Source organism: Nocardia sp. XZ_19_231, from assembly GCF_015355705.1.
Taxonomy (GTDB): Bacteria; Actinomycetota; Actinomycetes; order Mycobacteriales; family Mycobacteriaceae; genus Nocardia; species Nocardia salmonicida.
Map to the genome: position 1 here is coordinate 668706 of NZ_JACUZI010000001.1, position 26350 is coordinate 695055.

The 26350-nt window shown below is 66.1% G+C and carries 23 protein-coding genes; 11 read left to right on the forward strand and 12 right to left on the reverse strand.

Going from position 1 to position 26350, the window contains the following annotated elements:
• The first annotated feature begins 11 nt into the window (after nt 1–11).
• The 3 genes from IBJ82_RS02875 (at nt 12) to IBJ82_RS02885 (ending at nt 1942) form a co-directional block, all read left to right on the forward strand.
• Complete coding sequence (locus IBJ82_RS02875) at nt 12–419, forward strand: OB-fold nucleic acid binding domain-containing protein (protein ID WP_101466671.1); 408 nt, start codon at nt 12–14, stop codon at nt 417–419.
• A 3-nt stretch (nt 420–422) separates the two neighbouring features.
• Nucleotides 423–1169 carry a DUF3159 domain-containing protein gene (locus IBJ82_RS02880; RefSeq protein WP_194824367.1) on the forward strand — a complete coding sequence of 249 codons (747 nt, stop codon included), beginning with the start codon at nt 423–425 and terminating at the stop codon, nt 1167–1169.
• A 128-nt stretch (nt 1170–1297) separates the two neighbouring features.
• Complete coding sequence (locus IBJ82_RS02885; RefSeq protein ID WP_228536405.1) at nt 1298–1942, forward strand: sigma-70 family RNA polymerase sigma factor; 645 nt, start codon at nt 1298–1300, stop codon at nt 1940–1942.
• 4 nt (nt 1943–1946) lie between these two features.
• Here the strand turns inward: IBJ82_RS02885 and IBJ82_RS02890 are convergent, their stop codons facing one another.
• Entirely contained in the window at nt 1947–2618 is a 672-nt protein-coding gene (locus IBJ82_RS02890) for a TrkA family potassium uptake protein (protein ID WP_194824369.1), read from the reverse strand.
• Nucleotides 2619–2622: 4 nt separating this feature from the next.
• Entirely contained in the window at nt 2623–3288 is a 666-nt protein-coding gene (locus IBJ82_RS02895) for a TrkA family potassium uptake protein (protein ID WP_194824370.1), read from the reverse strand.
• A 171-nt stretch (nt 3289–3459) separates the two neighbouring features.
• Between IBJ82_RS02895 and IBJ82_RS02900 the strand changes: the two genes are divergently transcribed.
• Together IBJ82_RS02900 and IBJ82_RS02905 are read left to right on the forward strand one after the other, a co-directional pair.
• Entirely contained in the window at nt 3460–5457 is a 1998-nt protein-coding gene (locus tag IBJ82_RS02900) for an APC family permease (RefSeq protein ID WP_194824371.1), read from the forward strand.
• A gap of 36 nt (nt 5458–5493) precedes the next feature.
• The gene (locus IBJ82_RS02905; RefSeq protein ID WP_194824372.1) at nt 5494–6852 is read left to right on the forward strand and encodes a class I SAM-dependent RNA methyltransferase; all 1359 of its coding nucleotides are present in this window, start codon (nt 5494–5496) and stop codon (nt 6850–6852) included.
• A 15-nt stretch (nt 6853–6867) separates the two neighbouring features.
• Here IBJ82_RS02905 and IBJ82_RS02910 read toward each other — a convergent pair whose 3' ends face one another.
• Entirely contained in the window at nt 6868–7539 is a 672-nt protein-coding gene (locus tag IBJ82_RS02910; RefSeq protein ID WP_194824373.1) for an SIMPL domain-containing protein, read from the reverse strand.
• Between the two features lie 118 nt (nt 7540–7657).
• On the reverse strand, nt 7658–9466 hold the full coding sequence (gene glsA, locus IBJ82_RS02915; protein WP_194825140.1) for a glutaminase A: 1809 nt from the start codon (nt 9464–9466) through the stop codon (nt 7658–7660).
• 316 nt (nt 9467–9782) lie between these two features.
• On the opposite strand from glsA, the gene dxs reads away from it, so the two are divergent.
• The gene (gene dxs / locus IBJ82_RS02920) at nt 9783–11681 is read left to right on the forward strand and encodes a 1-deoxy-D-xylulose-5-phosphate synthase (protein WP_194824374.1); all 1899 of its coding nucleotides are present in this window, start codon (nt 9783–9785) and stop codon (nt 11679–11681) included.
• A gap of 102 nt (nt 11682–11783) precedes the next feature.
• Here the strand turns inward: dxs and IBJ82_RS02925 are convergent, their stop codons facing one another.
• From IBJ82_RS02925 to IBJ82_RS02945, 5 genes are all read right to left on the reverse strand, one after another.
• Nucleotides 11784–12623 (reverse strand): class I SAM-dependent methyltransferase, encoded by an 840-nt coding sequence (locus tag IBJ82_RS02925; protein WP_194824375.1) that lies wholly within the window; start codon nt 12621–12623, stop codon nt 11784–11786.
• A 152-nt stretch (nt 12624–12775) separates the two neighbouring features.
• Complete coding sequence (locus IBJ82_RS02930) at nt 12776–13540, reverse strand: ESX secretion-associated protein EspG (protein WP_194824376.1); 765 nt, start codon at nt 13538–13540, stop codon at nt 12776–12778.
• The gene (locus tag IBJ82_RS02935; RefSeq protein ID WP_194824377.1) at nt 13537–14688 is read right to left on the reverse strand and encodes a hypothetical protein; all 1152 of its coding nucleotides are present in this window, start codon (nt 14686–14688) and stop codon (nt 13537–13539) included. The genes IBJ82_RS02930 and IBJ82_RS02935 overlap by 4 nt, the downstream gene beginning before the upstream one ends.
• 143 nt (nt 14689–14831) lie before the next feature.
• Nucleotides 14832–15227 carry a hypothetical protein gene (locus IBJ82_RS02940; protein ID WP_194824378.1) on the reverse strand — a complete coding sequence of 132 codons (396 nt, stop codon included), beginning with the start codon at nt 15225–15227 and terminating at the stop codon, nt 14832–14834.
• A gap of 25 nt (nt 15228–15252) precedes the next feature.
• Complete coding sequence (locus tag IBJ82_RS02945) at nt 15253–15783, reverse strand: DUF3558 domain-containing protein (RefSeq protein WP_194824379.1); 531 nt, start codon at nt 15781–15783, stop codon at nt 15253–15255.
• Nucleotides 15784–16344: 561 nt separating this feature from the next.
• Here IBJ82_RS02945 and IBJ82_RS02950 point away from each other — a divergent pair.
• From IBJ82_RS02950 to IBJ82_RS02960, 3 genes are all read left to right on the forward strand, one after another.
• Complete coding sequence (locus tag IBJ82_RS02950) at nt 16345–16671, forward strand: type VII secretion target (RefSeq protein WP_194824380.1); 327 nt, start codon at nt 16345–16347, stop codon at nt 16669–16671.
• A complete protein-coding gene (locus IBJ82_RS02955; protein WP_194824381.1) occupies nt 16671–16994 on the forward strand; it encodes a hypothetical protein in 324 nt (107 codons plus the stop codon). The genes IBJ82_RS02950 and IBJ82_RS02955 overlap by 1 nt, the downstream gene beginning before the upstream one ends.
• A gap of 347 nt (nt 16995–17341) precedes the next feature.
• On the forward strand, nt 17342–20629 hold the full coding sequence (locus tag IBJ82_RS02960; RefSeq protein ID WP_194824382.1) for a DUF6531 domain-containing protein: 3288 nt from the start codon (nt 17342–17344) through the stop codon (nt 20627–20629).
• Nucleotides 20630–21236: 607 nt separating this feature from the next.
• On the opposite strand, the gene IBJ82_RS02965 is transcribed toward IBJ82_RS02960, so the two are convergent.
• Together IBJ82_RS02965 and IBJ82_RS02970 are read right to left on the reverse strand one after the other, a co-directional pair.
• Nucleotides 21237–22487, reverse strand: coding sequence for a ribonuclease D (locus IBJ82_RS02965; protein WP_194824383.1), 1251 nt, complete (start codon nt 22485–22487; stop codon nt 21237–21239).
• Between the two features lie 22 nt (nt 22488–22509).
• A complete protein-coding gene (locus tag IBJ82_RS02970) occupies nt 22510–23061 on the reverse strand; it encodes a DUF3000 domain-containing protein (RefSeq protein WP_228536619.1) in 552 nt (183 codons plus the stop codon).
• 318 nt (nt 23062–23379) lie between these two features.
• Here IBJ82_RS02970 and hemE point away from each other — a divergent pair, with 318 nt between their 5' ends.
• Nucleotides 23380–24435 (forward strand): uroporphyrinogen decarboxylase, encoded by a 1056-nt coding sequence (gene hemE, locus IBJ82_RS02975; protein ID WP_194824385.1) that lies wholly within the window; start codon nt 23380–23382, stop codon nt 24433–24435.
• A gap of 137 nt (nt 24436–24572) precedes the next feature.
• Nucleotides 24573–25934: a protoporphyrinogen oxidase gene (locus tag IBJ82_RS02980; protein WP_194824386.1), complete on the forward strand. Its 1362-nt coding sequence runs from the start codon at nt 24573–24575 to the stop codon at nt 25932–25934.
• On the opposite strand, the gene IBJ82_RS02985 is transcribed toward IBJ82_RS02980, so the two are convergent.
• On the reverse strand, nt 25931–26284 hold the full coding sequence (locus IBJ82_RS02985) for a VOC family protein (RefSeq protein ID WP_194824387.1): 354 nt from the start codon (nt 26282–26284) through the stop codon (nt 25931–25933). The two genes, IBJ82_RS02980 and IBJ82_RS02985, sit on opposite strands and share 4 nt — an antisense overlap.
• Nucleotides 26285–26350 lie beyond the last annotated feature (66 nt).

A 26350-nucleotide genomic window follows, 5' to 3' on the forward strand; every position in this document is an offset into this window, starting at 1 on the left:
AGAAGCGTGACATGTCGTCATCCACGGGCGGACACAAGTCGGGATCGGGTCCGGACTCGGGATATTTTCGTCGACTCGGTCGTCGTCTCACCGCAGATATCGATCAGCTCGACGCCGAGGAATTGGCCGAAACGGTCGATGCCTCCGGTGCCCGGCGGGCCAAGGACTGCTGTCGTGGTGAAGAGGCGACCATTCTGGGCAGGCTCCGCAGTGTCGAGGCGTGTCCGAAAGCCGCGGGTGCCACCGTGCAGGCCGAGTTCTTCGACGGCACCGACGCCATCACCCTGGTGTGGATCGGGCGCAGGCGCATTCCCGGGATCGAACCGGGCAGGCGCATTCTGGTCCGTGGCCGCGTCGGCGACCGCGACGGCCGCAAAGTGATCTTCAACCCCTACTACGAATTGCGCGGGAACAGCTGACGTATGCCCTCCAGCGACGAGTACCGCACTGCCGCGGACCCCGAAGCCACCGTGGCGTTGCCCGTGGTCACCGATGAAACGGTGGACCCGGAGATCGACACCGAGGTCGACAAGGCCGAACAAACCTTGCTCGAGCAGCTCGGCGGTTTCAGCGGCCTGATCTATTCCACCCTCCCCGTTCTGGTGTTCGTCCCGGTGAACACCTTCGCTGGCCTCACCGTGGCCCTCTGGGCCGCCCTCGGTGTCGCCGCCGCCATCCTCATCTGGCGGCTGGTGCAGCGCAGTCCTATCCAGCCGGCCGTGTCCGGCTTCCTCGGCGTCGGCCTGTGCGCGCTCATCGCCCAGCGGGTGGGGGAGGCCAAGGGCTTCTTCCTGTTCGGCATCTACACCAGCCTCGTGTACGCGGGCGTGTTCGCGGTGTCGATCCTGCTGCGCCGACCGCTGGTCGGGGTGATCTGGGGCGCGCTCAACGGCCACGGCCACCACTGGCGTACCGACAAGCGCATTCGCAAGCTCTACGACCTGGCCACGGTCGTGTGGGTGGTCGTGTTCGGTGCCCGCTACCTGGTGCAGTCACAGCTCTACGACACCGACCACACCACCTGGCTGGCCGTGGCGCGGATCGGCATGGGCTGGCCGCTCTCCGCGGTGGCCCTCGTCGTTACCGTCTGGGCGGTGCGCCGCGCAGGGCACCTGCCCGCCGAAAAAGCCGACAAGTCCGGGGCCGGAACGGAATCCGTGCGCGCATAGGGTGGGTAGCGAGGCGCCGGAGGTGGGGAAGTACCCACCCTGGGGTATCTGGTTGCGACCGGCCGTTCGTCGCACGATCAATGCGTACCGAAAAATACGCGATGATCGTGAGAGGACCGGCGACCATGATGGCAACCGAGCACCGAAATGAGCGACCGGCCACCACCGCCCGCCGCGACGCCACCAAGACCCCGGCGCCGGTTCTGTCGGAGAGCAAGCGCATCGGCGCCGAACTCGACGCGCTGATCGGTCCCGCCGCCCGCGGTGACCGCGACGCCGTCGCGGAGATCCTGCGCCTGGTGCACCCGCTGGTCCGCCGGTACTGCTCGGCACGCATGGGCTCCACCGGCCATCTCACCGTCACTGCCGACGATGTCACCCAGGAAGTCCTCATCGCCACCGTCACGGCCATCCCGCGCTACCGCGATCAGGGCAAGTCGTTTCTGGCCTTCGTCTACGGCATCGCCGCCAACAAGGTCTCCGACGCCTTCCGTCGCGGCAAGCACACCGCCTACCCGACGGCCGAACTCCCCGACACCGCGAGTGCCTCCGCGGGTCCGGAGGACTGGGTACTGGCTTTCGAACGCCGCGCCGCCACCCATGAACTGATGAAGGTGCTCGCGCCGAATCACCGCGAGGTGCTGCACATGCGCATCGTGCTCGGCTGGAGCGCGGCTCAGACCGCCGAGGCCATCGGCACCAGCCCCGGCGTCGTCCGGGTGATGCAGCACCGCGCGCTCAACAAGCTCCGCGCGGAACTGAAAGTGGCGTAAGGACTCAGGGTTTCACGCCGTGGGTCGCCAGGGTCAGCCGCAGATCCTCTTCGGCCTCCACCGAGGTGACGAACAGCAGTTCGTCGTCGCCCTCGAACGGATCGTCGGGCTGCGGCACGATCACCCGGCCACCGCGCAGGATGGTCACCAGCGCGGTATCGCGCGGCATCTTCAGTGTTCGTACGGGCTTTCCGGCCAGCTGGGTGTCGGCGGGCAGGGTGATCTCCACCAGGTTGGCCTGTCCCTGCCGCAACGTCATCAGCCGGACCAGATCACCCACCGATACAGCCTCCTCGACGAGTGAGGCGAGCAGCCGCGGCGTCGACACCGCCACGTCGACGCCCCACGACTCGTTGAACAGCCATTCGTTGCGCGGATCGTTGACCCGCGCCACTACCCGGCGCACCCCGAACTCGGTCTTGGCGAGCAGGGCGTGCACGAGATTCGCCTTGTCGTCGCCGGTGGCCGCGATCACCACCTCGTAGGTCTCGAGATCGGCGTTCTCCAACAGCGACAGCTCACAGGCGTCGGCGTGGACCCAGACGGCGTCGGGGATGGCCGCCGGGTCGATGTGGTCGAGCTGGCGTTCGAGCAGCATCACCCGATGCCCGCCCCGTAACAGTTCCCTGGCGATCGAGCGCCCGACCGCGCCCGCTCCGGCGATGGCGACCTTCATGTGTTCAGTCCTCGCTCACGGGGGCCTTGGCGGCCAAGGCGATCGCCTCGCCGACAGTGCCGGACGTGGCCGCTACGTAGACGACGTCGTCGGCCTGGACGATCGTCTTGGATTCGGGAAGCAGGCCCTGGCCGAAGCGCAGGATGAACGCCACCCGCACCTGCAGGTCGCGTTCCAGATCGCGCACGGTGCGACCGGACCAGTCCTCGTGCAGGGTCAGCTGGGTCACCGCGACCGCGCCGGTGGGGTCGCGCCAGGTGGTGGTCGAGTTGTCGCCGATGAGGGTGCGCAGGAACCGGTCGGTGGTCCACGGCACGGTCGCGATGGTCGGGATGCCGAGCCGTTCGTACACCTCGGCGCGCTTGGCGTCGTAGATGCGGGCCACGACACGTTCGACACCGAACATCTCCCTGGCCACCCTGGCGGAGATGATGTTGGAGTTGTCGCCGGAGCTCACCGCGGCGAACGCGTCGGCGCGCTCGATCCCCGCGCGGGTCAGTACCTCACGGTCGAAGCCGACGCCGATCACCTGCTGTCCGGTGAAGCCCTCACCGAGGCGGCGGAACGCGGTGGGATCGCGGTCGATGACCGTGACCTCGTGACCCACCCGGGTCAGCGCACGCGCCAGTGACGAGCCGACACGCCCGCACCCCATGATCACTACGTACACCGTGCACCCTCGTTCCTGGCCTACCCGTGGTATCCGGCAAGGACCGTACCCGCCGGATGCTCCCATCGCCCATTTTCCCCGCGTCGACGCGGGGCAAACAATCCAGACATCGCCGTGACGCCGATGAACGTGCGCGCGAAGGTGCTGGTGAACTCCTCTATGCTCAGCCCGGTGTCCAAGTTGACGACGGCAGCCAAGCGAGTGCTGCTGGGCAGGCCGTTCCGTAGCGATTCGCTCGGCCACACGTTGTTGCCCAAGCGTATCGCTCTTCCGGTCTTCGCCTCCGATGCGATGTCGTCGGTCGCCTATGCCCCGGAGGAAATCTTCCTGGTGCTGTCGGCGGCGGGCATCTCGGCCTATGTGTACGCCCCGTGGGTCGGCTTGGCTGTCGCGCTGGTGATGGCCGTGGTCGTCGCCAGCTACCGGCAGAACGTGCACGCCTACCCCTCCGGCGGCGGTGACTACGAGGTCGCCACCAAGAACATCGGACCCAATGCCGGTTTGACGGTCGGCAGCGCGCTGCTGGTCGACTACGTGCTTACGGTCGCGGTGTCGATCTCCTCGGCGGCCTCGAACATCGGCTCGGCCATTCCGTTCGTCGCCACGCACAAGGTGTTGTTCGCGGTGGTGGCAATCGCGATCCTGACCGCGATCAACCTGCGCGGGGTGCGCGAATCCGGGACCGCGTTCGCGATTCCGACGTACGCGTTCATCGTCGGCATGGTCGCGATGCTGTCCTGGGGACTGTTCCGTACCTATGTGCTCGGCGACGACATCCAGGCCGAGTCCGCCGGATTCGGGCTCGATGCCGAAGACGAGCACCTCTACGGCCTGGCCTTCGCCTTCCTGATCGCGCGCGCCTTCTCCTCCGGCTGTGCGGCGCTCACCGGTGTCGAGGCCATCAGCAACGGTGTGCCCGCGTTCCGTAAACCCAAGTCGCGCAATGCCGCGACCACCCTGCTGCTGCTGGGTTCCATCGCGATCGTGCTGCTGATGGGCATCATCATCCTGGCCCAGAAGATCCGTGTCGTGTATGCCCACGACCCCGCGAACCTGATCGGCGCGCCCGCCGACTATCACCAGAAGACGCTGATCGCGCAGATCGCCGAAGCGGTGTTCCACGGCTTCCCGATCGGTTTCTTCTTCATCACCATCGTCACCGCGCTGATCCTCGTGCTGGCCGCCAACACCGCGTTCAACGGTTTCCCCGTACTCGGTTCGATCCTGGCTCAGGACCGCTACCTGCCCCGCCAGCTGCACACCCGCGGCGACCGGCTCGCGTTCTCCAACGGCATCCTGTTCCTCTCGGGTGCGGCGATCGCGTTCGTGGTGGTCTTCGGCGCCGAAGTGACCAAGCTGATCCAGCTCTACATCGTGGGTGTGTTCGTCTCGTTCGTGCTGAGCCAGACCGGCATGCTGCGGCACTGGACGCGCCTGCTGCGCACCGAGACCGACCCGGCGCAGCGCAGGCACATGATGCGTTCCCGGGTGATCAACGCGATCGGTTTGACCGCGACGGGCGCCGTGCTGATGATCGTGCTGGTCACCAAGTTCTTCGCCGGTGCCTGGATCGCGATCCTCACGATGGTGGCGATCTTCGGGGTGATGAAGCTGATCCGTAAGCACTACGACTCCGTCTCGCGCGAACTCGACGAATCCGACTGGGACGGCGTGCTGCCCAGCCGCACCCACTCACTGGTCCTGGTCTCCAAGCTGCACCTGCCCACGCGCCGTGCGCTGGCCTTCGCGCGCGCCACCCGCCCGGACACTCTGGAGGCGGTGACGGTCAACGTCGACGACGCCGACACCCGCAAGCTGGTGCGCGAATGGGAGAACAGCGAGATCAACGTGCCGCTGAAGGTGATCGAATCGCCCTACCGCGAGATCACCAAGCCGGTGCTCGAATACGTCAAGCGGGTGCGCAAGAACGCACCGCGCGACGTGGTCACCGTGTTCATCCCCGAATACGTGGTCGGACACTGGTGGGAGCAGGTGCTACACAACCAGTCGGCGCTGCGATTGAAGGGCAGATTGCTGTTCGAACCGGGTGTGATGGTGACGAGCGTGCCGTGGCAGCTCAGTTCCTCCACCAGGGCCAAGCAGGCAGGCGAAGTGAACGCACCGGGTTCGGTGCGTCGAGGTTTCGAACGACCAGGACGTCGCGAATGAGCGGCGCGCCGGTCGAGGGTGAGAGTGGGTGTGGCCGTGAGTGATTGGAGCGGACAAGAATTCGAGGTACGCCTCGGGGCGCCGGGGCACGGTGGTTTCATCGTCGCTCGCCACGAGGGCCGGGTCGTGTTCGTGCGACACGGTCTGCCCGGTGAGCTGGTGCGCGCTCGGGTGACCGAGGATCGCGGCGGTTCGTTCTGCCGCGCCGATGCCGTCGAGATCATCGAGGCATCCGCGGATCGGGTGCCCGCGACCTGCCCCGTCTCGGGACCGGGTGGTGCGGGGTGCTGTGATTTCTCCTTCGCCACGCCCGCGGCGCAGCGTGCGCTCAAAGCCTCGGTGGTGGAAGAGCAGTTGCGGCGGTTGGCCAAGATCGAGCACGCGGTGACGGTCGAACCGATCGCCGGTGATTCCGGTGCCGACACCGGCGGTTGGCGCACGCGGGTGCGGTTGGTCGTCGACGGTGCGGGCCACGCTGGTGTGCATCGCTACCGCAGCACCGAGGTGATCGCGGATCTGCGCTGCCCGCAGCCTGTCGCCGGTGCGCTCGACGGTGTCGCGGATCGGTTGTGGACGCCGGGTGCCGACCTGGTCGTCGCGATCGACGGTGACGGTGTGCGTCATATCGTGGAACTGGCCGAGACTCCGGCCTCGGGCCCGGCCGGTCGTCCCGAGACGCCGCGTGGCGGCAGTCGCGGTCGAGGTCAGCGGCCGGGGCGCCGTCGTGAGTCGGTGCCGCCCGCGGGTGATGAGCGCGGTGCGATCCGGGACCGGGCGGCTTCGCGTAAGTCGGCCATGAACGCGCCTCGCGAGGAGTGTGTGGTCGAAGGTTCGGGTCGTGTTGTGGAGTATGTGGCGGGGCGTCGGTGGGAACTGTCGGCGACGGGCTTCTGGCAGGCGCATCGTGGTGCGGCGCAGGGTTATTCGGATCTGATCGCTGAATGGTCGGGGCTTGCTCCCGGAGGTTCCGGTTGGGATCTCTACAGCGGGGTCGGTGTCTTTGCCGCCAGGCTTGCCGAGCAGACGGGGCAGACCGGCGCGGTGTCCGGTGTCGAATCGGCTCGTTCGGCGGTGGTCGACGGGGTGGCGGCGTTGGGCGATCTGCCGTGGCTGGAATTGCACAGCGATCGGGTCGAGCGTTGGGCTCGGAGTGCTTCCGGTCGACCGGATGTCGTGGTGCTCGATCCGCCGCGGGCTGGGGCCGGCAAGGACGTCGTCGCTGCCGTCACCGATGCCGATCCGCGTCGGATCATTCATATCGGTTGTGACCCTGCGGCTTTCGCTCGTGACCTCGGGTTGTATCTCGACGCCGGGTATCACCTCACGGAGTTGCGGGCGTTCGATGCGTTCCCTGCTACTCATCATGTGGAGTGTGTGGCGTTGCTCGACCGCTGACGGGCGAGTGCGGAGTCAGTCGAGGGCCCAGGTCACCCGGACGCTCGCGCCGACTTCGGTTTCGCCGGGGACTACCGGGACGGGGGAGCTGGCGCGTGCCATCAGCATGGGGGACGAGTCCATCTCCGCGCTGATGTCGTAGGCGCGGCTGGTGGGGGGAGAGGTGTCCTCGGTGATCTGGAGGACCGCGCCGAGGCTTACCCCGGCGCGGGCCGCGTACTGCTCGGCCTTGGCCTTGGCGTCGTCGAATGCCGCGTCGCGGGCTTGTTCGAGCAGTGGCGCGGGGTCGGCGACGCCTCGGGTCAGACCACCCAAGCGCACGTCGTCGCCGCCCGCGTTCACCGCGGCGGCGACGGTGTCGGCGGGCTCGGTGCCGGTTCCTTCGCGGAGCGACACGGTGAGGCCGGTGGACGCCAGATATCCGGCGATCTCAGTGCGGCCGTTGTCGGTGTAGACGGTCTCGGTGCGCACGCTCAAGCCGCTGGTCGCCATGTCGGCGTCGCTCACTCCGGCAGCCCGCAGTGCCGCGACGACCGCGCTCACCTGGTCACCGGCGCGCCCGTAGGCCCCGGCGACGGTGTCGGCGCGCGATTCCACCGACAACGTCAACCGGATGAGGTCGGGGATCGCGCGCACGACGCCGCGCCCGTAGGTGGTCGTGCTCGCCTGCCAGGATTTCTTGCTCACCGCTGTACTCCTGTCGGTCGAAGGCTGCTGTGCTGCTCAACGTCTCGCGTTCGGACCGAGTTCCGCTGCCCGGGCCAGTAGTTCTCGGAATTGTGCGTACCGCTGCGTTCTGAGGTGGTCAGTAGTTCTCGGAGTTCGCCGATACTGTGCGTACCGCTGCGTCCATCTGCGCGTAAGCCCCGGCCGCGAGTCGTTGTAGCAGAGCGAGTTTCAGTTGCGGGTGCTGCTCGGCGAGCTCGTCGAACACCGCGGGGCTCATCACCGCCACCCGGACCCCGGTCTCGGCGACGATGTCGTTGACGAACCTCTCACCGATCAACATCGGGATCTCGCCGAACGACATCCCCGCCGAGAACGTCACCAACCGGTGCACCCGCCCGTCGGTACCGGGAAACGTCCCCCGCACCCGCCCGTCGAGAATCAGATACAGCCCGGACCGTGGTTCACCGCGTTCGGCGATCACCTCACCGCGGGCGAACGTGCGGACGACGAACTCCGCGCACAGCCGGTCCCGGTCGGCGGCGTCCAGCCCCACCAGCAACGGATGCTCATCGAGGTCGATCGACGTACGGGCGCTCGTCCCGGCCGGTCGACGCCGGTCGAGCACGATGTCCTCGCACCATTCGGTCGCGGTGTCCCGGTCGATGAACACTCGCCCACGAGGATCGTCGGGATCCAGACTCGACGCCTCGTGCCCGAGCTTGGCATCGGGATCGACCAGCGCCACTCGGCTGCCCCGGCGCACCAGCTCGGTCTGCAGCTGCTCGACCATGCCGCGAGCCACCTGGCTCACCTCACCGACCCGCCGCAGGTCGATCACCAGCGCGTCGAGCTCGTCGGCGTTGGCCTCGATCGCCCGAACCGCCCGCTCGGCACCGGCGAACAACAGATCGCCGTGCAGCTCGTAGACCCGCGCCCGGTCACCGTGGGCGGCCAGCACCTCGGCGTCCTCGGGCGCGCGGCGCAATCGCGACGGCAGCTGCGCCACCGAGTAGTCGGCGCGGATCGCGGTGCGCGCGGACCGGGTCACGTGACAGAAGTGCAATTCGAGCCGCCGCGACAGCTCCCGGCACGCTGCGGCCCCGCGCACACTGTTGCCGTGCCCGTCCAGCCTCGGCGAATACACCGAGATCCCGAGCTGACCGGGCAGCACCGCGATGATCCCGCCGCCGACCCCGCTCTTGGCGGGCAGCCCGACCGTGGTCACCCAGTCACCGGCGGCGTTGTACATACCGCAGGTGGTCATCACGCTGAGCACCCGTTCGGTGAGCGAGGTCGACAGCGCCCGTTCGTGTGTCTTCGGATTGACCCCGTTGTCGGCGAGCGTCGCCGCCATCATGGCCAGATCGGCGCAGGTGATCTCGATCGAGCACTGCCGGAAGTAGCGGTCGACCGCGTCGTCGGGGTCGACGTCGATGATGCCGACCGAGCGCAACATGTACCCGATCGCCCGATTGCGGTACCCGGTGCGGGCTTCGGATTCGTAGACCGCCTCGTCCATCGTCAGCTCGCGCCCGGCGAAGCGGGAGTAGCAGCGACGAACCCGCTCGAACTTGTCGGCGGCGTCGCGGCCGTTGATCAGCGAGGCCGCGGTGATGGCCCCGGAGTTGATCATCGGATTGCTCGGCCGCTGGGTCTCGGGTTCGAGGCTGATCTCGTTGAACGGCTCGCCCGACGGCTCCACATCGATGTGCTCGGCCACCCCGTCGAGCCCGCGATCGGCCAGCGCCAGCGCATAGGTGAACGGCTTGGAGATCGACTGGATGGTGAACCCGATATCGGTGTCGCCGACTTCGTAGACCAGCCCGTCGGCGGTGGCCAGGCACAAGCCGAACGAATCCGGTGCGACCGCGGCGAGCTCGGGGATGTAGTCGGCGGGTGCGCCGGAGGTGTCCTCGCGGCAGGCCGCGTACACCTCGTCGAGCATGCCTGCCACCACACCCGGGTCGATCGTGCGCGTCGCGCCGTGGCTTCGGGTCACAGCGTCACTGTAGGTCGCGCCGTCACCGGGTGCGGGCGGGGACGCGCGGGAGATTGTCCTCACAGCCGAGAACGCAGTGAGGTAAGCCTTTGTAGAACCCGATTTCCGCTCGGGCGTCCTGTTCAGCGGCCATGGGGCGGTATCGTCGTCGCGACCGTAGACCTCGCTGTGCCCATGCTGGGAAGGGCCCGCGAGCCTGTGCCCGTCACGCGGGCAAATACACTGGGCTGATCACAATGTAGTCCGGAGGGAGCGAGTTCAGGTGGGAGTGCTGTCGCGGGTGGATTCACCCGAAGATCTGCGCCGGCTGAGCGTGCCGCAGCTGCGGGATCTGGCGGACGAGATCCGCGAGTTCCTGGTGCAGAAGGTCGCCGCCACCGGAGGCCATCTCGGCCCCAATCTAGGGGTGGTCGAGCTGACCATCGCCCTGCACCGGATTTTCGATTCGCCGGCCGACCCGTTGATCTTCGACACCGGCCACCAGGCCTACGTGCACAAGATCCTCACCGGCCGCAAGGACCGCTTCGACTCGCTGCGCAGCCGCGACGGCCTGTCGGGCTACCCGAGCCGCGCCGAGAGCGAACACGACTGGGTCGAGTCCTCGCACGCGTCAGCCGCGCTGTCCTACGCCGACGGTCTGGCCAAGGCGTTCGCGCTCACCGACCAGGACCGCACCGTGGTGGCGGTCGTCGGCGACGGCGCGCTCACCGGCGGCATGTGCTGGGAGGCGCTCAACAACATCGCGGGTGCCCCCGATCGTCCGGTGGTGGTGGTCGTCAACGACAACGGTCGTTCCTATGCCCCCACGATCGGTGGACTCGCCGACCGCTTGACCGCCCTGCGCACCCAGCCCGCCTACGAGCACGCACTGGTCGCAGGGAAACGCATTCTGAAAAGCATTCCCGCCGTGGGGGATTCGGCGTATTCGATGGTCCACGCGCTCAAGGCCGGGATCAAGGACGCGGTGAGCCCGCAGGAACTGTTCTCCGATCTGGGCATGAAGTACGTGGGCCCGGTCGATGGCCACGATCTCGTCGCGCTCGAGGCAGCCATGCGGCGCGCCAAGGACTTCGGTGGTCCGGTCGTGGTGCACGTGGTCACCCGCAAGGGCAACGGTTACGAGCACGCCGAGAACCACGTCGCCGACCAGATGCACGCCTGCGACCCGATCGACCCGCTCACCGGCCGCCCCCTCGCCGGCAAGAAGGCCAAGGGCTGGACCGCGGTGTTCTCCGAGGAGCTCATCGAACACGGCTCGCGTCGTGAGGACATCGTCGCCATCACCGCCGCCATGCCGGGCCCCACCGGTCTGGCCGCGTTCGGTGAACGCTTTCCCGAGCGCATGTTCGACGTCGGCATCGCCGAACAGCACGGCATGGCCTCGGCCGCCGGTCTGGCGCTGGGCGGCATGCACCCGGTGGTTGCCATCTACGCCACCTTCCTCAACCGTGCGTTCGACCAGCTCTTGATGGACGTGGCGCTGCTCAAGCAGCCCGTCACGGTCGTGCTGGACCGCGCGGGCGTCACCGGCCCCGACGGCGCCAGTCACAACGGCATGTGGGACCTCTCGCTGCTCGGCATCGTCCCCGGTATTCGCGTCGCGGCTCCCCGCGACGGTGCCACCCTGCGTGAGGAACTGGCCGAAGCGCTCGCCGTCTCCGACGGTCCGACCGTGCTGCGTTTCCCGAAAGGCAGTGTCGCCGAAGACATCACGGCCGTGGAACGTCTCGACGGTCTGGATGTGCTGCGACTGGCCGTCCCCAGCGCGGGGTCCGCGCAGTCCCAGCACGGTGACGTCCTGATCGTCGCCGTCGGCCCCTTCGCCGACACCGCCATGAAGGTCGCCGAACTGCTGGAACCACAAGGGATCTCGGTCACCGTCGTCGACCCGCGCTGGGTCATCCCGGTCTCCGACACCCTGGTCAAGCTCGCCGAGAACTATCGCCTTGTCGTCACCGTCGAAGACGGCGGCCTGCACGGCGGAATCGGTTCCACCGTCTCCGCGCGCCTGCGCGACGCGGGCCTCGATGTCCCCACCCGCGATCTCGGTGTGCCGCAACAGTTCCTGGACCACGCCACCCGCAACGAGATACTCGAAGAGCTCGGCCTCACCCCCGACGCCATCGCCCAGCGGATCGGCGGCTGGCTGCAATCGCGCTGATCAGCGCGGTACAGCACCCGCCGCGTGTCGGGTGCTGACCCGCTCAGGCGCCGCGTACCTCGCTGCCGAACGGTCCCCTCGGGATGTCCGATCCGAGTTCGTTCAGTGGTGCGGCCGTCGAGCGACTACCGCGAAGTTCAACGGGATACGCGGTGCTCCGTCGGGCAGCGTCCACCCTTGCTCGCAGGGTACGAGATCGGAAAACGCGGGCCAATCCATGTAGGCCAGTTCGGTCAACGCTTCGATGACGAGCCCGGCGCCCAGCAGCGCTCCGACGATCTCGCCCAGATCGTGGCGCCACTCGTGATGGCTGGTGTGGGCGATCTGTCCGTCCGATTCCTCGGTGTAGGTACCCGAGTCCGAGTAGCTCCGAGCGCCACCGCCACCGAGGTAATCGTCGTCGATCTCCCACGGTTCGAACCGCATCGCACCCAGAATCGGATGGTCGTCGCGGATCACGAACACCCCACCCGGTTCGAGCAGGTCATGAATCGACCGCGCCCAAGCGGTGAGCTCCGGCAGCCAGACGATGGTTCCCGCACTGGTCACGATGGTGTCGAAGCGCCGGTCGAGCAGCGTCGAGGCGAACCGCGCGTCCCCTTCGACCCAGGTGATGTCGCGTCCGTCGGCCTCGGCGATCCGCGCCGCGTGCCGCAGCGAGTTCGGCGACAGATCCAGCCCGTGTACCTCCACCGCGCCCAACCGCGCCCAGGACACGGTGTCGGTACCGATGTGACACTGCAGATGCAGCAGCGACCGCCCCTGGATCCCGGATTCCGAGAGGTGCGGCGCCAGCACCGCGAGATCGTTGCGCACCACCGAGGAAATATCGTCCGGATCGGCCAGGAAGGCATCGACGTCGTACATCCGCGACCGCGCGTGCACGTCGGCCCGGTCGTCCCAATTCGCCCGATTGGCGGCAATCGCTTCGGCTTCGAGCACGGCATGACCTTTCGACGGCGGCGTGACGGCGAGAATCAACGCTAGCGTCGAGCACGTGTCGGGGCGACTGATTTAGTGCCGCTGGACACCGAGCTTCCGCCCGGAAACCACTCATCGACCCTGCCGCACCCAGCGGCAGGGTCGATGCGCGCCTACCGATATACGGGCTCGTTGTCCTCGCGATAGATCGCGAGCGCCGATTTCATCAACCGGACCAACGACCCTCTGGCATCACCGGTATCACCCGGTCGCGCCTCGATCACAGAGCCACGTTCGGTGACCAGGTAGCGTCCATCCGGGAAATCCATCACGTGGAAGCCCTGTCCGGATTGCGGTCGGTTGTCCGTCGCGGCGCCCGGATAGCCCGCCACGTACACCAGCGTCGACCGTGCGCGCCCGAAGAAATCATCCGCCTTCTGCTGTGGAGTCCGCCGGTCGGCCGCCCACGGATCGTAGGGCGCTTCCTCGTCGAGGTCGTTGCTGTTCATCGAGAACACGTCCCCGCCTGCCGCCCCCGTCTTCGGCAGCCGGGCAAGGAGCTTGTCGGGCAACTGCTCGATCTCGAGCATGCTCATCCGGATGTCCCCACCCTCGCGGTCGAGCGGCACCCGCTGCTGTTCCACCAGCACCGCCTGCTGCCCCCGCACCGCCGCGAACGACCGCAACTTCTCCTCGTCGCCGTACCCGGCCAGTTCGAACCGCGCTTCCGGCTCGAGCAGGATCCGCAACGCGGCTTCCAGCGAATGGTCGAACGTCGGCAGAATCCGCTGCGCCTCGTCCTGCCACATGCGGTCGTAGTCGTCCACGGTCACCGCGTCGGTATGGGTCTGCAGGGGATACGGCAGCACATCGCGATCCGCCGCGCGCCACAGCACCGTGAACCCGAGCGCGCTGAACTGCCACTGTCCCTGGCTCATTCGCCGATCACCGGCGGCACCGTCTTGGCTCGCTGATCCTCGCTGAGCCCCGTGAGTTCTTCACCGTTTTCCTGATTGATCAGATAGTCCTTCGTCCCGGATTCCTTCTCGTCATCGCCCTTGCCGCCCTTGCCGCCACCGGCGCCCATGCCGCCCATGCCCGACATCCCGCGGCCCGCGCCGCCGGAACCCGAACCTCCTGCGCCCGCACCAGTTTTCCCGGCGGTCGCGCCTCCCGGTGTGCCCGGAACGGCCGCTCCCGGAACGCCGGAACCGGGTGTCCCTGCACCGGGCGAGCCCCCGCCCGGAGAGCCGCCGGTCCCCATCGGCGTCGTCGACGCGGGGGTGGTGCCTGTCGGCGTGGTCGGCATGGTCGACTGCGGTGTGGTCGTTGCCGCAGGCTCCGTGCTCGACGGAGTGGTGTCGTCACCGGTGTCGTCGTCGGACGGATCCTCCGTCGTCGGTGTCTCGGTGGTCGGCTGTTCGGTGGTGGGTTGTTCGGTGGTGGGCTGCTGCGTCGTGGGTTGTTGCGTGGTCGGCTTCGTGTCGGTGGTCTCGCCCTGGGTGCCCTTGCCGTCGACCGTCTTCGACCCCGTGTCGAGGGGGTTGTACGGCTGCGGCACCAGTGGGACGTTGGTATCGGCTTGCCCGATCGCCGTGTAGTAGACGCCCCTGACCACCTCCGCCCCTTCGGATTTCGCGGTATCGGCGTTGTGGCTGTCCATCTTCCAGGTGGGTCCGGGAATGTAACTCGCGATCCCGCTGATCGTGGAACCTTCGTGCGGCTTGACCCGATCCTTGGTGATCTGCATGGCCGACTCGACCAGCTTCACCTTCTCGGCCATCATCTGCGCCGAACCCAACAGGTTGCCGGATTTCTCGACGTACTCCTGGATCCCCTTGCCGGCGCTCGCCGCCGCGTTACCGGTCCACTTCTCCGAGATGGCCTTCGCGATCTCCGCGTCGTAGGTCTTGAATCCCTCTTCCAGCTTGTTGCGCAACGTTTCCCAGCGGGTGTGCAGCGTGTTCACATCAGCCATCGACATCGCCGAGACCCGCTCGTACAGGTCCGACATGCCGCCGGGGTCTTCGTACGATCCGCTTTGAACTTGCGGCTTCTGGTAGGTGCCGTCGAACGAGGTTTCCAACTGCGTCAGCCGATTCCGCGCGACCGATGCGTCTGGGCTCTCATCCGTAGACCTGGTCGGCTTACTGCCTTCCGCATAATTCTTGAGCTGGACGTATTCGCGACCGATCGGGAAAGCACTGAGAGCGCTGTCCAGAAATGACATTATTGATCACCGCCAGTGATGTTGGCGCCCTGTGAAGTCAGTGCTTGTGCCTGGGCTATTTGCTGGTCTTCATACTTTTTCACCGAGATCTCGATGGTGTCGCGAATGAGTTCGAGAACTGCTATGTGTTCCTCGAACGCGGTGTTGAAATCTCGTTCTCCGCCAATAGCTTTCATGCCTAGCATCTTGGAGAGCTCGTCGGCGGCGGTGAACCTTCCAAGGCCGGTCACAGCCGATAGTCGTTGTAGGTCGCTCTTGAGCTGGATAAAGAGCGCAATCTGATTGTTGCTTGCATCGCGGCAGCTTGTGGCAACCGACGGGTCGAGGTAGAGGCGACCGGCCTTTGCCTCCTCATTCAAGTATTGCCAGCGGGACTTCTCATCAGTTGGAGCCACCGCACCCCCTAATCTTTTCGACGATTCACTTGGGAAACAAAGGAACGATCGCCTCCGCGATCGGTTTCAGCCGATCGCACGGCGGCACAGACTTCGACTTCGTACTGCTATTGAGCAGGTCGATTTGTGCAAACCCGCTCGCGGTCGGGAAGGCGAGGGAGCATTCCTCATTCGCGTCGTTGTGGGTCTGCCGGTATTGCACGCCGCTGCGGCCTGCGACTACGACATCCGAAAACGCGATATTGGTAGGCTTCGCCCGGACTTCATCGATTGTGTGGATCGTCGAGTACGCGCCGACACCGTAGTTCGGGGGGAACTCGGCATCTTCCCACCCACAGATTTTCCACCCCGGTTCTTCGGCACCGAGGATTCCGGACCGCTTCGACGCCACATCCAAACCCAAGCTCGTCAGCGTCGAATCCGGGATCTGCGTGCACGGGTCCCACAGGGCAGCAGTAGCCGCTGCCTGGTCGGTGGCCGCACTCGGCTGTGCATTCCCACTCTCGGTAGTGGAACACCCCGCCGCCGCAAGCACTCCACACAACACCGTGGTCATCACCGCAGACCGTCGCCGCACGAGCATCCTCCGTCTTCCCCGATCAACGAGCCACACCGTCCGGCCGAGCCCGCACCAACCCCACAGCCGCCCCGAATGCTCCCCGCACCCGACACCCCGTCGTTCCGCACAGCCTACGACACCACCTCACCCAATTCACCTCACTGCCCCGACCCAGGAAACGTCCACAACCCCAGCGAGTTCCGTGCCAGAGGGCTGCCAAACCCTCGGCAACAACCCACAGCGAACGCCCGACGGTCGCGAGTCCTACGGTCGAGCATTGATCTTCACCGCCCCGCGCATCACACTTCCGACCACTGAGATGGCACTCCTTCACGTCCTTAGACGCATCGAAGCCCCTTCCGGTTCCATCGATTTCACCGCACATACCAACCCGCCCACATCCGCTACGCTCGGCGATTGGCACTGCGTGCCGCAGGTCTGACGTGCTGGTTCTTCCGGTGGTTTCGACCTGGTCGATCAGGTTCGACATCGCAGGTCGCGGGCAGGGAGTGCCCGCCGACTCAGGGGTGGCATCACACGAGGGGCGGGGCACCGAATATGACCAGTGCAGGCGGGGAACTCAGCGTCTCCCCGGACAAGATCAAAACCCACGCCACCAACGTCACCTCGGCTGGTTCAGGGTTGACCGAGGCCCTCGAAGCAGCCCAAGCCGTCTCAGCTCCCTCGGACGCTTTCGGGAAGCTGTGTGCGTTCCTCGGTCCGTTGTTCGTCGACTCAGTGGAGACCGATGGCATCGACGCGATCCAGGCCGCGATCGATGCCTTTGGTGATACCAGCTCGAACCTTACCGCCGTTGCTGATGCGTTCACTACCCGCGACACCACCAATGCTGCCGCGCTCAAGGCCCAAGAGTCCGGCCTGTAATGGCCGCCAACCCGTTGATCGCGGCGAAGGAAGACACCACCGACTGGTCCACCGGCATCAGTCTGGTCAGCTCGGTCACCGACCTCTCCGACGCGATCTCGGGTGGGTCCTGGATCGAAGTAGGCCTGGGTGTCGTCGGCCTCGGCGCCGAAGCAGTCTCCCTCGTTGTGGACCCGCTCGGCACCTTGGCCGGTTACGGCGTCGGTTGGCTGATCGAACACTGCCAACCATTGCAAGATGCCCTGGATTGGATCGCGGGCGACCCTGCCCAGATCGAGGTGCCAAAACTTGGGACAACGTCGCTGCCCGGATCAGCGAGGTAGCGACGGCTCAGAACGCCGCGGTTTCTGCCGATGTTTCGGACTGGACCGGCCAGACCGCCACTGCCTACAAATCCGCAGCTTCCAATACCACGAACCTGCTCACTGCGGCGAACACTGCTGCGACTGCGGCAGCTTCAGCGATCCGTATGGCGGGTGGGATCGTGGCAGCGGTCCGCGAAACCGTGCGTGACCTGGTAGCCCAAACCGTCGGTCGCCTCGCGGTCTGGGCTGCGGAGTTGGTGTTCTCGGTTGGTCTGGCGACCCCGTTGGTTGCGGTCCAGGCCACTGCGTATATCGCGAAGACTGTGGCGACGATTTCGAAGTTGTTTTCGAAGTTGGCTAAGACGATGGCGAAGTTGAATCCGTTGCTCAAGCAGTTGAAGTCGGCGTTCGGTGATATCGCGAAGGCGTTCAAGAAGACCCCGTCGAAGACGTCGAAGGACGCCGACACCACCACCACGAGCCCCGCGGCGGCGAAGAACACCGACACCTCGACAACGCCGTCGACTACCAAACAGCCTGACACGCCTACGAATCCGGCGAGTACACCCGACACTCCGTCCAAAACGACCGACAATCCGGATACCCCGGGTGCTACGAAACCCGCGAGCACTCCGAGCGATACCAGCAAGCTTCCCGACCAATCCGGCTCCGAGAAACCAGATCTCAACAAGACCGCGAAGCAAACCATCGACTGTGGTGACCCGGTCGACGTAGCGACCGGTGAGTTCCTTCTCCCCGCAACCGATATCGACCTGCCTGGGGTGTTGGCACTGGTCCTGACCCGCCGACACCGTTCGTCTTACCGCTTCGGACGCTGGTTCGGGCCTTCCTGGGCAGCGACGCTGGACATGCGCGTCGAAGTCGACCAGGTCGGAGTCAGGTTCGTCGGGCCCGACGGTGAGCTGTGGCAATTCCCCCACACCGCACCCGATGTCCCGGTTCGCCCTGTGCACCAGGGCACCCGCGCGACGATGACCCGCGCTGAAACCGGCGGATACTCGGTGCACGACCCTGACCGCGAACTCACCTGGAGCTTCCGGCCGACCGGGACGTCGACCGCAACGGAAGCCCCGCTCGGCAACTATCCGATCTCCGAGATCACCGACCGCCACCACAACCGAATCACTTTCCACTACACCAGCACCGGCCAACCGGCCGAGGTCACCCACAGCGGCGGCTACCGAGTCCGTATCGACGCCAACGGTAGTCGCATCACCGGCCTGACCGTGCTCGGCACCACCCCTGAGGGCGACTTCGCGAAAACGGTTGTTCGCGAATTCGGATACACAGCAGGTGATCTCGCCTCGGTCGCCAACGGTGTAGCCGCGACCACTACCTTCCGCTACGACGAACAGCACCGCATGCTGTCCTGGCGCGACTCCCGTGGCACAGAAATGCACAACACCTACGACCGATTCGGGAGGGTCATCAAACAGGTCGGTACCGACGGCATCCTGTCCGCAACCTTCGCGTATGAACCGCCATCCGAGTTCCGACGGTCGCGCACCCATCATACGAATTCTCTCGGCTCGACCACCGTCTTCGAGTTCGATGAAGACCTGCGCCTTCGCAACCTGATCGATCCGCGGGGCGCGACATCGCTCACCGACTACAACGAGTACCGCCAGCCGGTCCGCCATGTGGACGCATACTCCAACACCACCGTCTATCTTTACAACGCTGATGGCGACCTGGTCTTGCTCCGACGCCCTGACCAGGCAACCATCACGGTCAGCTACGCCGCGCCGCGGCGCCCGGCCACGATCACCGATGTCGACGGCACGACTACCACCCGCACCTACGACGGACACGGCAACCTCACCAGAATCACCGACGCCGACGGTGTCACAACCACATACACCCACCACCCGAGTGGTGCACCGGCGTCGATGACACGATCGACAGGGGCCACCACAAGCATCGATGTCGATGCCGCTGGGCTGCCGATCACGATCACCGAGCCCGGCAACGCGATCACCATCGTCGAGCGTGACATGTTCGGACGACCAGTCACGATTACCGATCCCCTCGGCAATATCAGCACTAATCGGTACTCGGCTGAGGGAAAGTTGCTGTCACGCAACGATGCCGATGGCGCCACCCAGGTCTGGACCTATGACGGTGAAGCGAACCTGCTCACCCACGCCAACCAGATCGGTGCCGTCACCCGCTATGTCTACAGCACTTTCGACTTGGTCAGTACCCGCGAAACCGCTGATGGCGCAGTTACTTCCTACACCCACGACACCGAACGTCGTCTCACTTCGGTCACCAACCCCCTCGGCGACACGTGGACCTATGAATATGACTCCGCGGGCAATCTGTGCACCGAAACCGACTACAACGGCTCGGTCACCCATACCGACTACGACCTTCTCAACCGTCCCATCGCCGTCACCACACCCACTGGTGTCCAACGCCGCCTGACCTTCGACATTCTGGGTCGATTCACCGGCGTCAGCACCGATACCGGAGAATGGATCACCAATACCTATACCCCCGCCGGGCAACTCGCGACAGCCCGAAATGGTGTGCACGCCGACCTGATCCATTCGGTCACCTTCACCCATACTCCGGCGGGGCGTGTCCTGGCTCAGCACGTTGACGGCCGCCCCGTCATCTACGACTACGACGAGCACGGCCGTCGTAGTCGGTACACCACTCCCAGCGGTGCGTCGACCAGCTACGAGCGCACCCCAACCGGTCAGGTCGCCGCCCTGACCGCAGACGGGCACCGCTTCGACCTCACCCACGACCCGATCGGCCGCCAAAACAGCTGGCACAGTACCGGAATCGGTCAGCACAATACCTACAGCCCCACCGGCCACATCCTCAGCCGCGAACTCGTCCGACTCGACCCTCACACCAGCGCGCCGAGTCAACTGCTCGAACGTGACGAATATGCTTGGCGCCCAGACGGTTACGTCACTAGCCATGTCACCACGACATCCACCGCCAGTCGCCGTCGCGACTACAGCCTGGACGTGATCGGGCGCATCACCGACATAGCCATCCCCAACGCCGGTGTCGCCGAGCAGTACAGCTACGACGCACTGTCTAACCTCCTCACCACCGAAATCTCCAGAGTTCCAGCACAATCTGATCCGGTTGTGCTGGAGCACAACCCCTCTGAATCCGCAACTGATCCGCGTTTCGAGTACCGCAACAACCTCCTCGTCCGTGCCGGCCGCACCCGCTACCACTACGACACCGCCGGACGCCTCATTCGCAAAGAGAAGACCCGGATCTCCCGCAAGCCCGCAATCTGGCACTACCGCTACAACGCCTTCGACCAACTCACCGAAGTCACGACGCCCGACAAAAACACCTGGTCCTACTCCTACGACCCCTTCGGCCGCCGAACCAGCAAGCAAAACCAGGCAGACAACATCCACACCGACTTCGCCTGGGACGGGCTCCACCTCACTGAACAAACCACCACTGACCGTTCAGGTACCCGCACCCACACCTGGACCAATCACCCCACTACCCACGTTCCCCTCACCCAATCGGTCGACGGCCAATTCTGGGCAATCTGTGAAATCGATGGTGACCCGATGGCTCTACAGGACTTTGCCAGTTCAGTCGGGGCACGGTCATATCATGACTGGCCATCGCAAGGCGATGACTAGATGATCAACAGTGGATCACTTCAGCTGGACGAGCCAGGGGAACTGACCCAATTTTTGACGGCCACGTAACACCTTGGGAATTGTCGTATATCATGGATAATCGCAGTTCTATGTCGAACGTGTTCTTCTATCGAAACGGGAGCCGGTATGACAACCCCTTCACCTGATCGCGAATATACGCTAATTAATGGTAATCTTCCGATCCATTTCGGATTCAATTTCAGACCATGGCGCTACAACTTGTCTCTATCGGAACTGGAGCTACGTAGCTTCGATAGATCTCCGGATCCATCCTTTGTATCCATCAGATTCTTCAGCGTCTTCGCGATGCAGATGAAGACGGTCTTCAAATCGATAACGATTGATCTTGCCGACGAAAATCAATCCTTGGCGTTGCTCCATATTTCGGATATAGATGAATCCAAATGGAATCGGGTCAAGTGTTTAGCATTGAAATCTACCGGAGTGGATAGTTTGGTCGCTTGCACAAGTTTTTCAATTCGAGTTTATCCACATGGGTTCCCGATGGTTGCAGTGAAATCTGGCAACGCTATCTGACATCGGCTGCCTGTCGACCTCTGGGCAGCTGGCCCGCGTCGTGGCTCGACTACTCGGTCGGGGGCGTCAGCGCGTTGGTCAAGGCGGGGACTGCGAGGGTGCGCTGCCATTGGCGAGCACCGCCGGCGAGGAGAAATGCCTCGATCCTCGCGGACAACTCATCGGGTGTGCCGACGTTCTTGTAGTCCGGGAGTCCATCCCAGCAGAGACGGCGGACCAGGTCGGGCGAGAGCAGGTTCTCGACCGGGATGGAGTGTTCGGTGGAGAGTTCGCCCATGGCGCCGCGGGCGGTGGTGAGGCGGGCGGCGGCGACGGGGTCGCGGCGTTCCCAGCGGTTGACCGGTGGTGGGCCGTCGAAGGGGAGGGTCAGTGGGGGGAGTTGTTTGTCGGGGAGGGTGCGGCCTCGTTCGACGGCGGCCAGCCAGTCGCGGGAGTAGCGGCGTTGGCGGGGGCCGCCGAAGACGGGGAGGGTGCGCAGTTGGGCGATCGAGCGGGGTTCGCCGGCGGCGGCGGCGACGATGGCCGAGTCGGGCAGGATGCGGGCGGGGGCGACGTCGCGGGCGCGAGCGAGTTCGTCGCGGGTGGTCCACAGTTCGCGCACGATCGCCAGTTGGCGGGTGCGGCGCAGGGTGTGGATGCCGGAGGTTCGGCGCCAGCGGTCGGCCTTGGGGGAGGGCGGGTCCATGGTGCGGACGTGTTCGAATTCCTCTGCGGCCCAGTCGAGTTTGCCCTGCTCGGTGAGGTCGGCGGCGACGGTGTCGCGCAGTTCGAGGAGTAGTTCCACGTCGAGGGCGGCGTAGTTGAGCCACTCGTCGGGCAGCGGGCGGCTCGACCAGTCGGCGGCGCCGTGACCTTTGCGCAAAGAGCGGCCGAGGAGGTTTTCGACCATCGCGGCCAGGCCGACGCGTTCGTAGCCGGCGATGCGGCCGCCGAGTTCGGTGTCGAAGAGGCGGGCGGGACGCAAACCCAGTTCGGCGAGGCCGGGCAGGTCTTGATCGGCGGAGTGCAGGACCCACTCGAGGTCGTTGATCGCCTCGGCCAAAGGGGTCAGCGCGTCGGTAACGGGAATGGGGTCGATGAGGAACGAGCCCGCGCCTTCGCGGCGGAGCTGGATCAGGTAGGCCCGTGCCGAATATCGGAAACCGGACGCGCGTTCGGCGTCGACGGCCAGGGGACCGGTGCCCGCGGCGAGGGTTTTGGCGGCCGCGGCGACCTCGTCGGCGGTCGCCAGCACAGGTGGAACGCCCTCGGCAGGGACGAGCAGGGGCTCTGCTGCGGTGGGTTCCTCGGCGACCGACATAAACGTGAACTCTACGTGGCGATCAAGGGCGATCGGTGCGGGTATAGGACTCCGGTCGTAAATGGGTGACCCCGGCGGGCGGCAGCCCGGCGGCGAAGGCCAGCACTTCGCAGAACGCTTCGACGTGTCGGCGCATCTCGGTGGTCGTCGCCGTCCACGACGCGCGCAGTTCGAGCTGGTGGGCGCGCGGTGGGCCCGCGATATCGCCGTAGCGGACCGAGCTGGTCGCGGTGACCGTGCCGCCGAGAGCAGTGAACGGTTCGCCGCGCGATTCCAGGGAGTCGACCAGCCAGCTCCACGCGACCTCGGGTAAGAGCGGATCGGCGGCGAGCGCGGCGTCGATATCGGCCTGGATGTAGGCGACCAGCCGGAACACCCCGTTCCAGGCCTCGTCGCCGTCGGGGTCGTGTAGCAGGATCAGCCTGCCGAACGCGTCCCCCTCGGAGTCGGTGGGCACCACCGGGCCCTCGGGGTGGATGACCTCCGCTCCGAGCGCATAGGAGAACGGCGCCAACCGTTGCGGAGGCCGGATAGGCGCCAGCTCGATTTGTGGGTGCACTGTTGCGGTGCCCATCGCATCGACCGCCGCCCGAAAAGAAGCAGGCTCACGGGGCGTTCCCCCGGTCGGTGCGGCGCCGTCGCGGATGTCGAGCGGTGTCACGAGGAGGAACGGTAGACGGTGGGTGCCCGGTGCCGTCGGAGGCGCGCCGCCTTGCGCGTTGCGTGCGCGCCGTGTTGCGGAGGGCGCATTCTCGGCGTCGATGTGATGCGCGATGTGCGACGCGAACGGGTCCGTTGGGTGTCGGGTACCCGGCGGACCGAACGTGTGGTGGGTCCCACACCTCGACTAGGCGTGCGGCTGATCCGGGCTCGACGCTTAGGATGAACGGCGATGAGCACTTACACCCGCCGCCGGTTGACCGATGCCCCTTTCCTGGCCGCCGCCACCGGCGCGACGCCGAGCAGGCGCCCGGTGTGGTTCATGCGTCAAGCCGGCCGGTCACTGCCGGAGTACCGCGAACTACGCAAGGGCGTCGGCATGCTCGAGTCGTGCTTCGACCCGGAGCTGGTGTGTGAGATCACCATGCAGCCGATCCGCCGCCACGGCGTCGACGCGGCAATCCTGTTCTCCGACATCGTCGTTCCGCTCAAGGCCGCGGGCATCGACCTCGACATCGTGCCCGGCGTCGGTCCGGTCATCGCCTCGCCGGTGCGCACCGAAGCCGACGTGCGCGCTTTGCCGCGACTGCGCCCCGAAGAGGTCGGCGCGGTCACCGAAGGCGTGCGACTGCTCACCGCAGCGCTCGGCGACACTCCGCTCATCGGTTTCGCGGGTGCGCCGTTCACCCTCGCCTCCTACCTGGTGGAAGGTGGGCCGAGCAAGCAGCACGAGCGCACCAAGGCGATGATGCACGCCGATCCGAAGACCTGGCACGCCCTGCTCGGCGCCCTCACCGACATCACCATCGCCTTCCTGCAGGCTCAGTTGTCGGCCGGCGTCGACGCGGTACAGCTGTTCGATTCCTGGGCGGGCGCGCTGTCGCTGGCCGATTACCGCGAGTATGTGCTGCCGCATTCGGAGCGGGTATTCGCGGAGGTCGCCTCCGCCGGAGTGCCGCGTATCCACTTCGGTGTCGGCACGGGCGAGCTGCTCGGCGCGATGGGGGAGGCCGGCGCCGACGTGGTCGGCGTGGACTGGCGGGTGCCGCTCACCGATGCGGTGCGTCGGGTCGGCGCCGGAAAAGGTTTGCAGGGCAACCTGGATCCCGCGATCCTGTTCGCCGGATTCGACGCGGTCGAGGCCGAGACTCGGCGGATCCTGCGGGAAGCAGACGAGGCGATCACACTCGGTGCGACCGGGCACATCTTCAACCTGGGCCACGGCGTGCTGCCCGATACCGATCCCGGCGTGCTGACGGCGCTGGTCGAGTTGGTGCACTCGCTGTAGAGCTCGGTGACCGGCGCAGCCGCCAGGCTCGGGGGACGATTCGGGCCGGTATGGGCGAGACCCATGGCCAGTTACCCGGCCGACATCCGTCAGGGTGCGCGTCGGCGGCGGTGCACGACCGAGGCTACGGTCGTGGCATGAGGATCGCGGTCGTCGGTGGCGGAATCAGCGGGCTCGTCGCGGCGTATCGGTTGCGGCAGCGGCTGGGAGACAGCGTCGATATCGTCGTGCTCGAGCAGAGCGGGCGGGTCGGCGGGGTGCTGCACACCCGCGAATTGGCCGGGGAGCCAGTCGATCTCGGCGCTGAGGCGTTCGTCGGGCGCAGGCCCGAGGTGATCGAGTTGATGAACGAACTGGGCCTGGCCGACCAGTTGGTGCGACCTGCCGGAAAGCGGCCGCTGATCTGGGCGCAGGGGTCGGCGCATCCGCTGCCGGGGCGCACCCTGATGGGGATTCCGTCTGATGCCGAGTCACTGCGCGGGCTGGTCGACGATGCGACGCTGGATCGGGTCGCCACCGAGACGCGGCGTCCGCTGCACTGGAAGCCAGGCTCAGACGTCGACGTGCAGACCCTGGTGGGTGACCGTTTCGGCGGGCAGGTCGTCGAGCGGAGCGTCGATCCGTTGCTGGGCGGGGTCTATGCGGGGATCAGTGCTTCCATCGGCGTCCGCGCCGCGCTACCCACCCTTGCCGAGGCGCTCGACGACGGTGCTTCGAGTCTCACCGAGGCCGTCCGCGCGGCGATGCCCGCCCCTAGTTCGGCCCCCGTGTTCGGTGGTCTGCGCGATGGCTACGGAGCCCTGCTCGCCGCGCTGGCCGAAGCTTCGGGAGCCCGCTTCGTCACGACCACGGCCGCGACGCGCGTAGCCCGCGCACCGCGCGGCTGGGTTGTGGACCCACTCGGAGCTGTCGACGCGGTCATCCTCGCGACGCCGGCCCCGGTCACCGCCCGCCTCCTGCACTACGTAGCGCCCGAAGCAGCGCAGGCCGCCGCCGGTATCGAGCTGTCCTCCTCGGCGCTCGTCGCCATGGCCCTCCCTCGCGACACGCCGCTGCCGGACAACTCCGGCATCCTCGTCGCCACTGGAGAACCCTTGCGCGCCAAGGCTTTCACCCTGTCCAGCCGCAAGTGGCCCCATCTGGCCGAGCGCGACGTCGCCCTGGTCCGCGCCTCCTTCGGCCGCCTCGGCGACGACAAATCGCTGTCGTGGACCGACGACGACCTCGTCGCAGCGGCGGTCGCCGACCTGTCCACCGTCACCGGCATCCCGATCACCCCGCTCGAAGCGGTCGTCCAACGTTGGCCCGGCGGCCTTCCGCAGTACGCCCCCGGCCACACCGAACGGATCGCGGCACTCGAATCCGCCATCGCTCCTCTCGACGGCATCGCGGTCGCGGGCGCCTACCTCCACGGCGTCGGTGTCCCTGCCTGCGTCGCCTCGGGCACCGCCGCCGCGGAACGCGTGGCTACCGCGTGCATCGAGAGCACGCAGCGCTAATCCCGATGCTGGGCGATATTGAAGACATTCCCATCAGGCGCGCGGACGAAGAATCGGGTGATGCCCCACGGCTCGGTGGTCAGCGGGTAGACGATCTCGTATCCCCGCTGCTGCGCCGCGGCCAGTGCCGCCTCGACATCGTCGACCTTGACCGAAACAACAGGATTCTCCGGGGCGGTCGCGTCCTGGGTGACGAGTTGGATGTTCGCCCCGGTCTCGGGTGACGAGTAGCGTGCCACCCATCCCAAATTGAACTCCTCGTCCCCGAGCCCGAGATAGTCCGCATAGAAACTCCGGGCGACTCCGATATCGGCAACCGGAATGTCGGCGATAACGCTGATGACACGCATACGATCCTCCTACGCGGCGAGCGACTACTGGATGTGCGTTGCCCCAATCTATTCCGGTCCGCCCTT

What these genes read in the sequence shown, in the direction of transcription:
- IBJ82_RS02875 (WP_101466671.1), top strand. Translation starts at nt 12, where the DNA reads ATGTCGTCATCCACGGGCGGACACAAGTCGGGATCGGGTCCGGACTCG.
- IBJ82_RS02880 (WP_194824367.1), top strand. Translation starts at nt 423, where the DNA reads ATGCCCTCCAGCGACGAGTACCGCACTGCCGCGGACCCCGAAGCCACC.
- IBJ82_RS02885 (WP_228536405.1), top strand. Translation starts at nt 1,298, where the DNA reads ATGGCAACCGAGCACCGAAATGAGCGACCGGCCACCACCGCCCGCCGC.
- IBJ82_RS02890 (WP_194824369.1), bottom strand. Translation starts at nt 2,618, where the DNA reads ATGAAGGTCGCCATCGCCGGAGCGGGCGCGGTCGGGCGCTCGATCGCC.
- glsA (WP_194825140.1), bottom strand. Translation starts at nt 9,466, where the DNA reads ATGCTCGACGAGGTGTACGCGGCCTGCCGCGAGGACACCTCCGGCGCA.
- IBJ82_RS02930 (WP_194824376.1), bottom strand. Translation starts at nt 13,540, where the DNA reads ATGAGCCAGGGACAGTGGCAGTTCAGCGCGCTCGGGTTCACGGTGCTG.
- IBJ82_RS02945 (WP_194824379.1), bottom strand. Translation starts at nt 15,783, where the DNA reads ATGACCACGGTGTTGTGTGGAGTGCTTGCGGCGGCGGGGTGTTCCACT.
- IBJ82_RS02950 (WP_194824380.1), top strand. Translation starts at nt 16,345, where the DNA reads ATGACCAGTGCAGGCGGGGAACTCAGCGTCTCCCCGGACAAGATCAAA.
- IBJ82_RS02955 (WP_194824381.1), top strand. Translation starts at nt 16,671, where the DNA reads ATGGCCGCCAACCCGTTGATCGCGGCGAAGGAAGACACCACCGACTGG.
- IBJ82_RS02960 (WP_194824382.1), top strand. Translation starts at nt 17,342, where the DNA reads ATGGCGAAGTTGAATCCGTTGCTCAAGCAGTTGAAGTCGGCGTTCGGT.
- IBJ82_RS02965 (WP_194824383.1), bottom strand. Translation starts at nt 22,487, where the DNA reads ATGTCGGTCGCCGAGGAACCCACCGCAGCAGAGCCCCTGCTCGTCCCT.
- IBJ82_RS02970 (WP_228536619.1), bottom strand. Translation starts at nt 23,061, where the DNA reads ATGGGCACCGCAACAGTGCACCCACAAATCGAGCTGGCGCCTATCCGG.
- hemE (WP_194824385.1), top strand. Translation starts at nt 23,380, where the DNA reads ATGAGCACTTACACCCGCCGCCGGTTGACCGATGCCCCTTTCCTGGCC.
- IBJ82_RS02980 (WP_194824386.1), top strand. Translation starts at nt 24,573, where the DNA reads ATGAGGATCGCGGTCGTCGGTGGCGGAATCAGCGGGCTCGTCGCGGCG.
- IBJ82_RS02985 (WP_194824387.1), bottom strand. Translation starts at nt 26,284, where the DNA reads ATGCGTGTCATCAGCGTTATCGCCGACATTCCGGTTGCCGATATCGGA.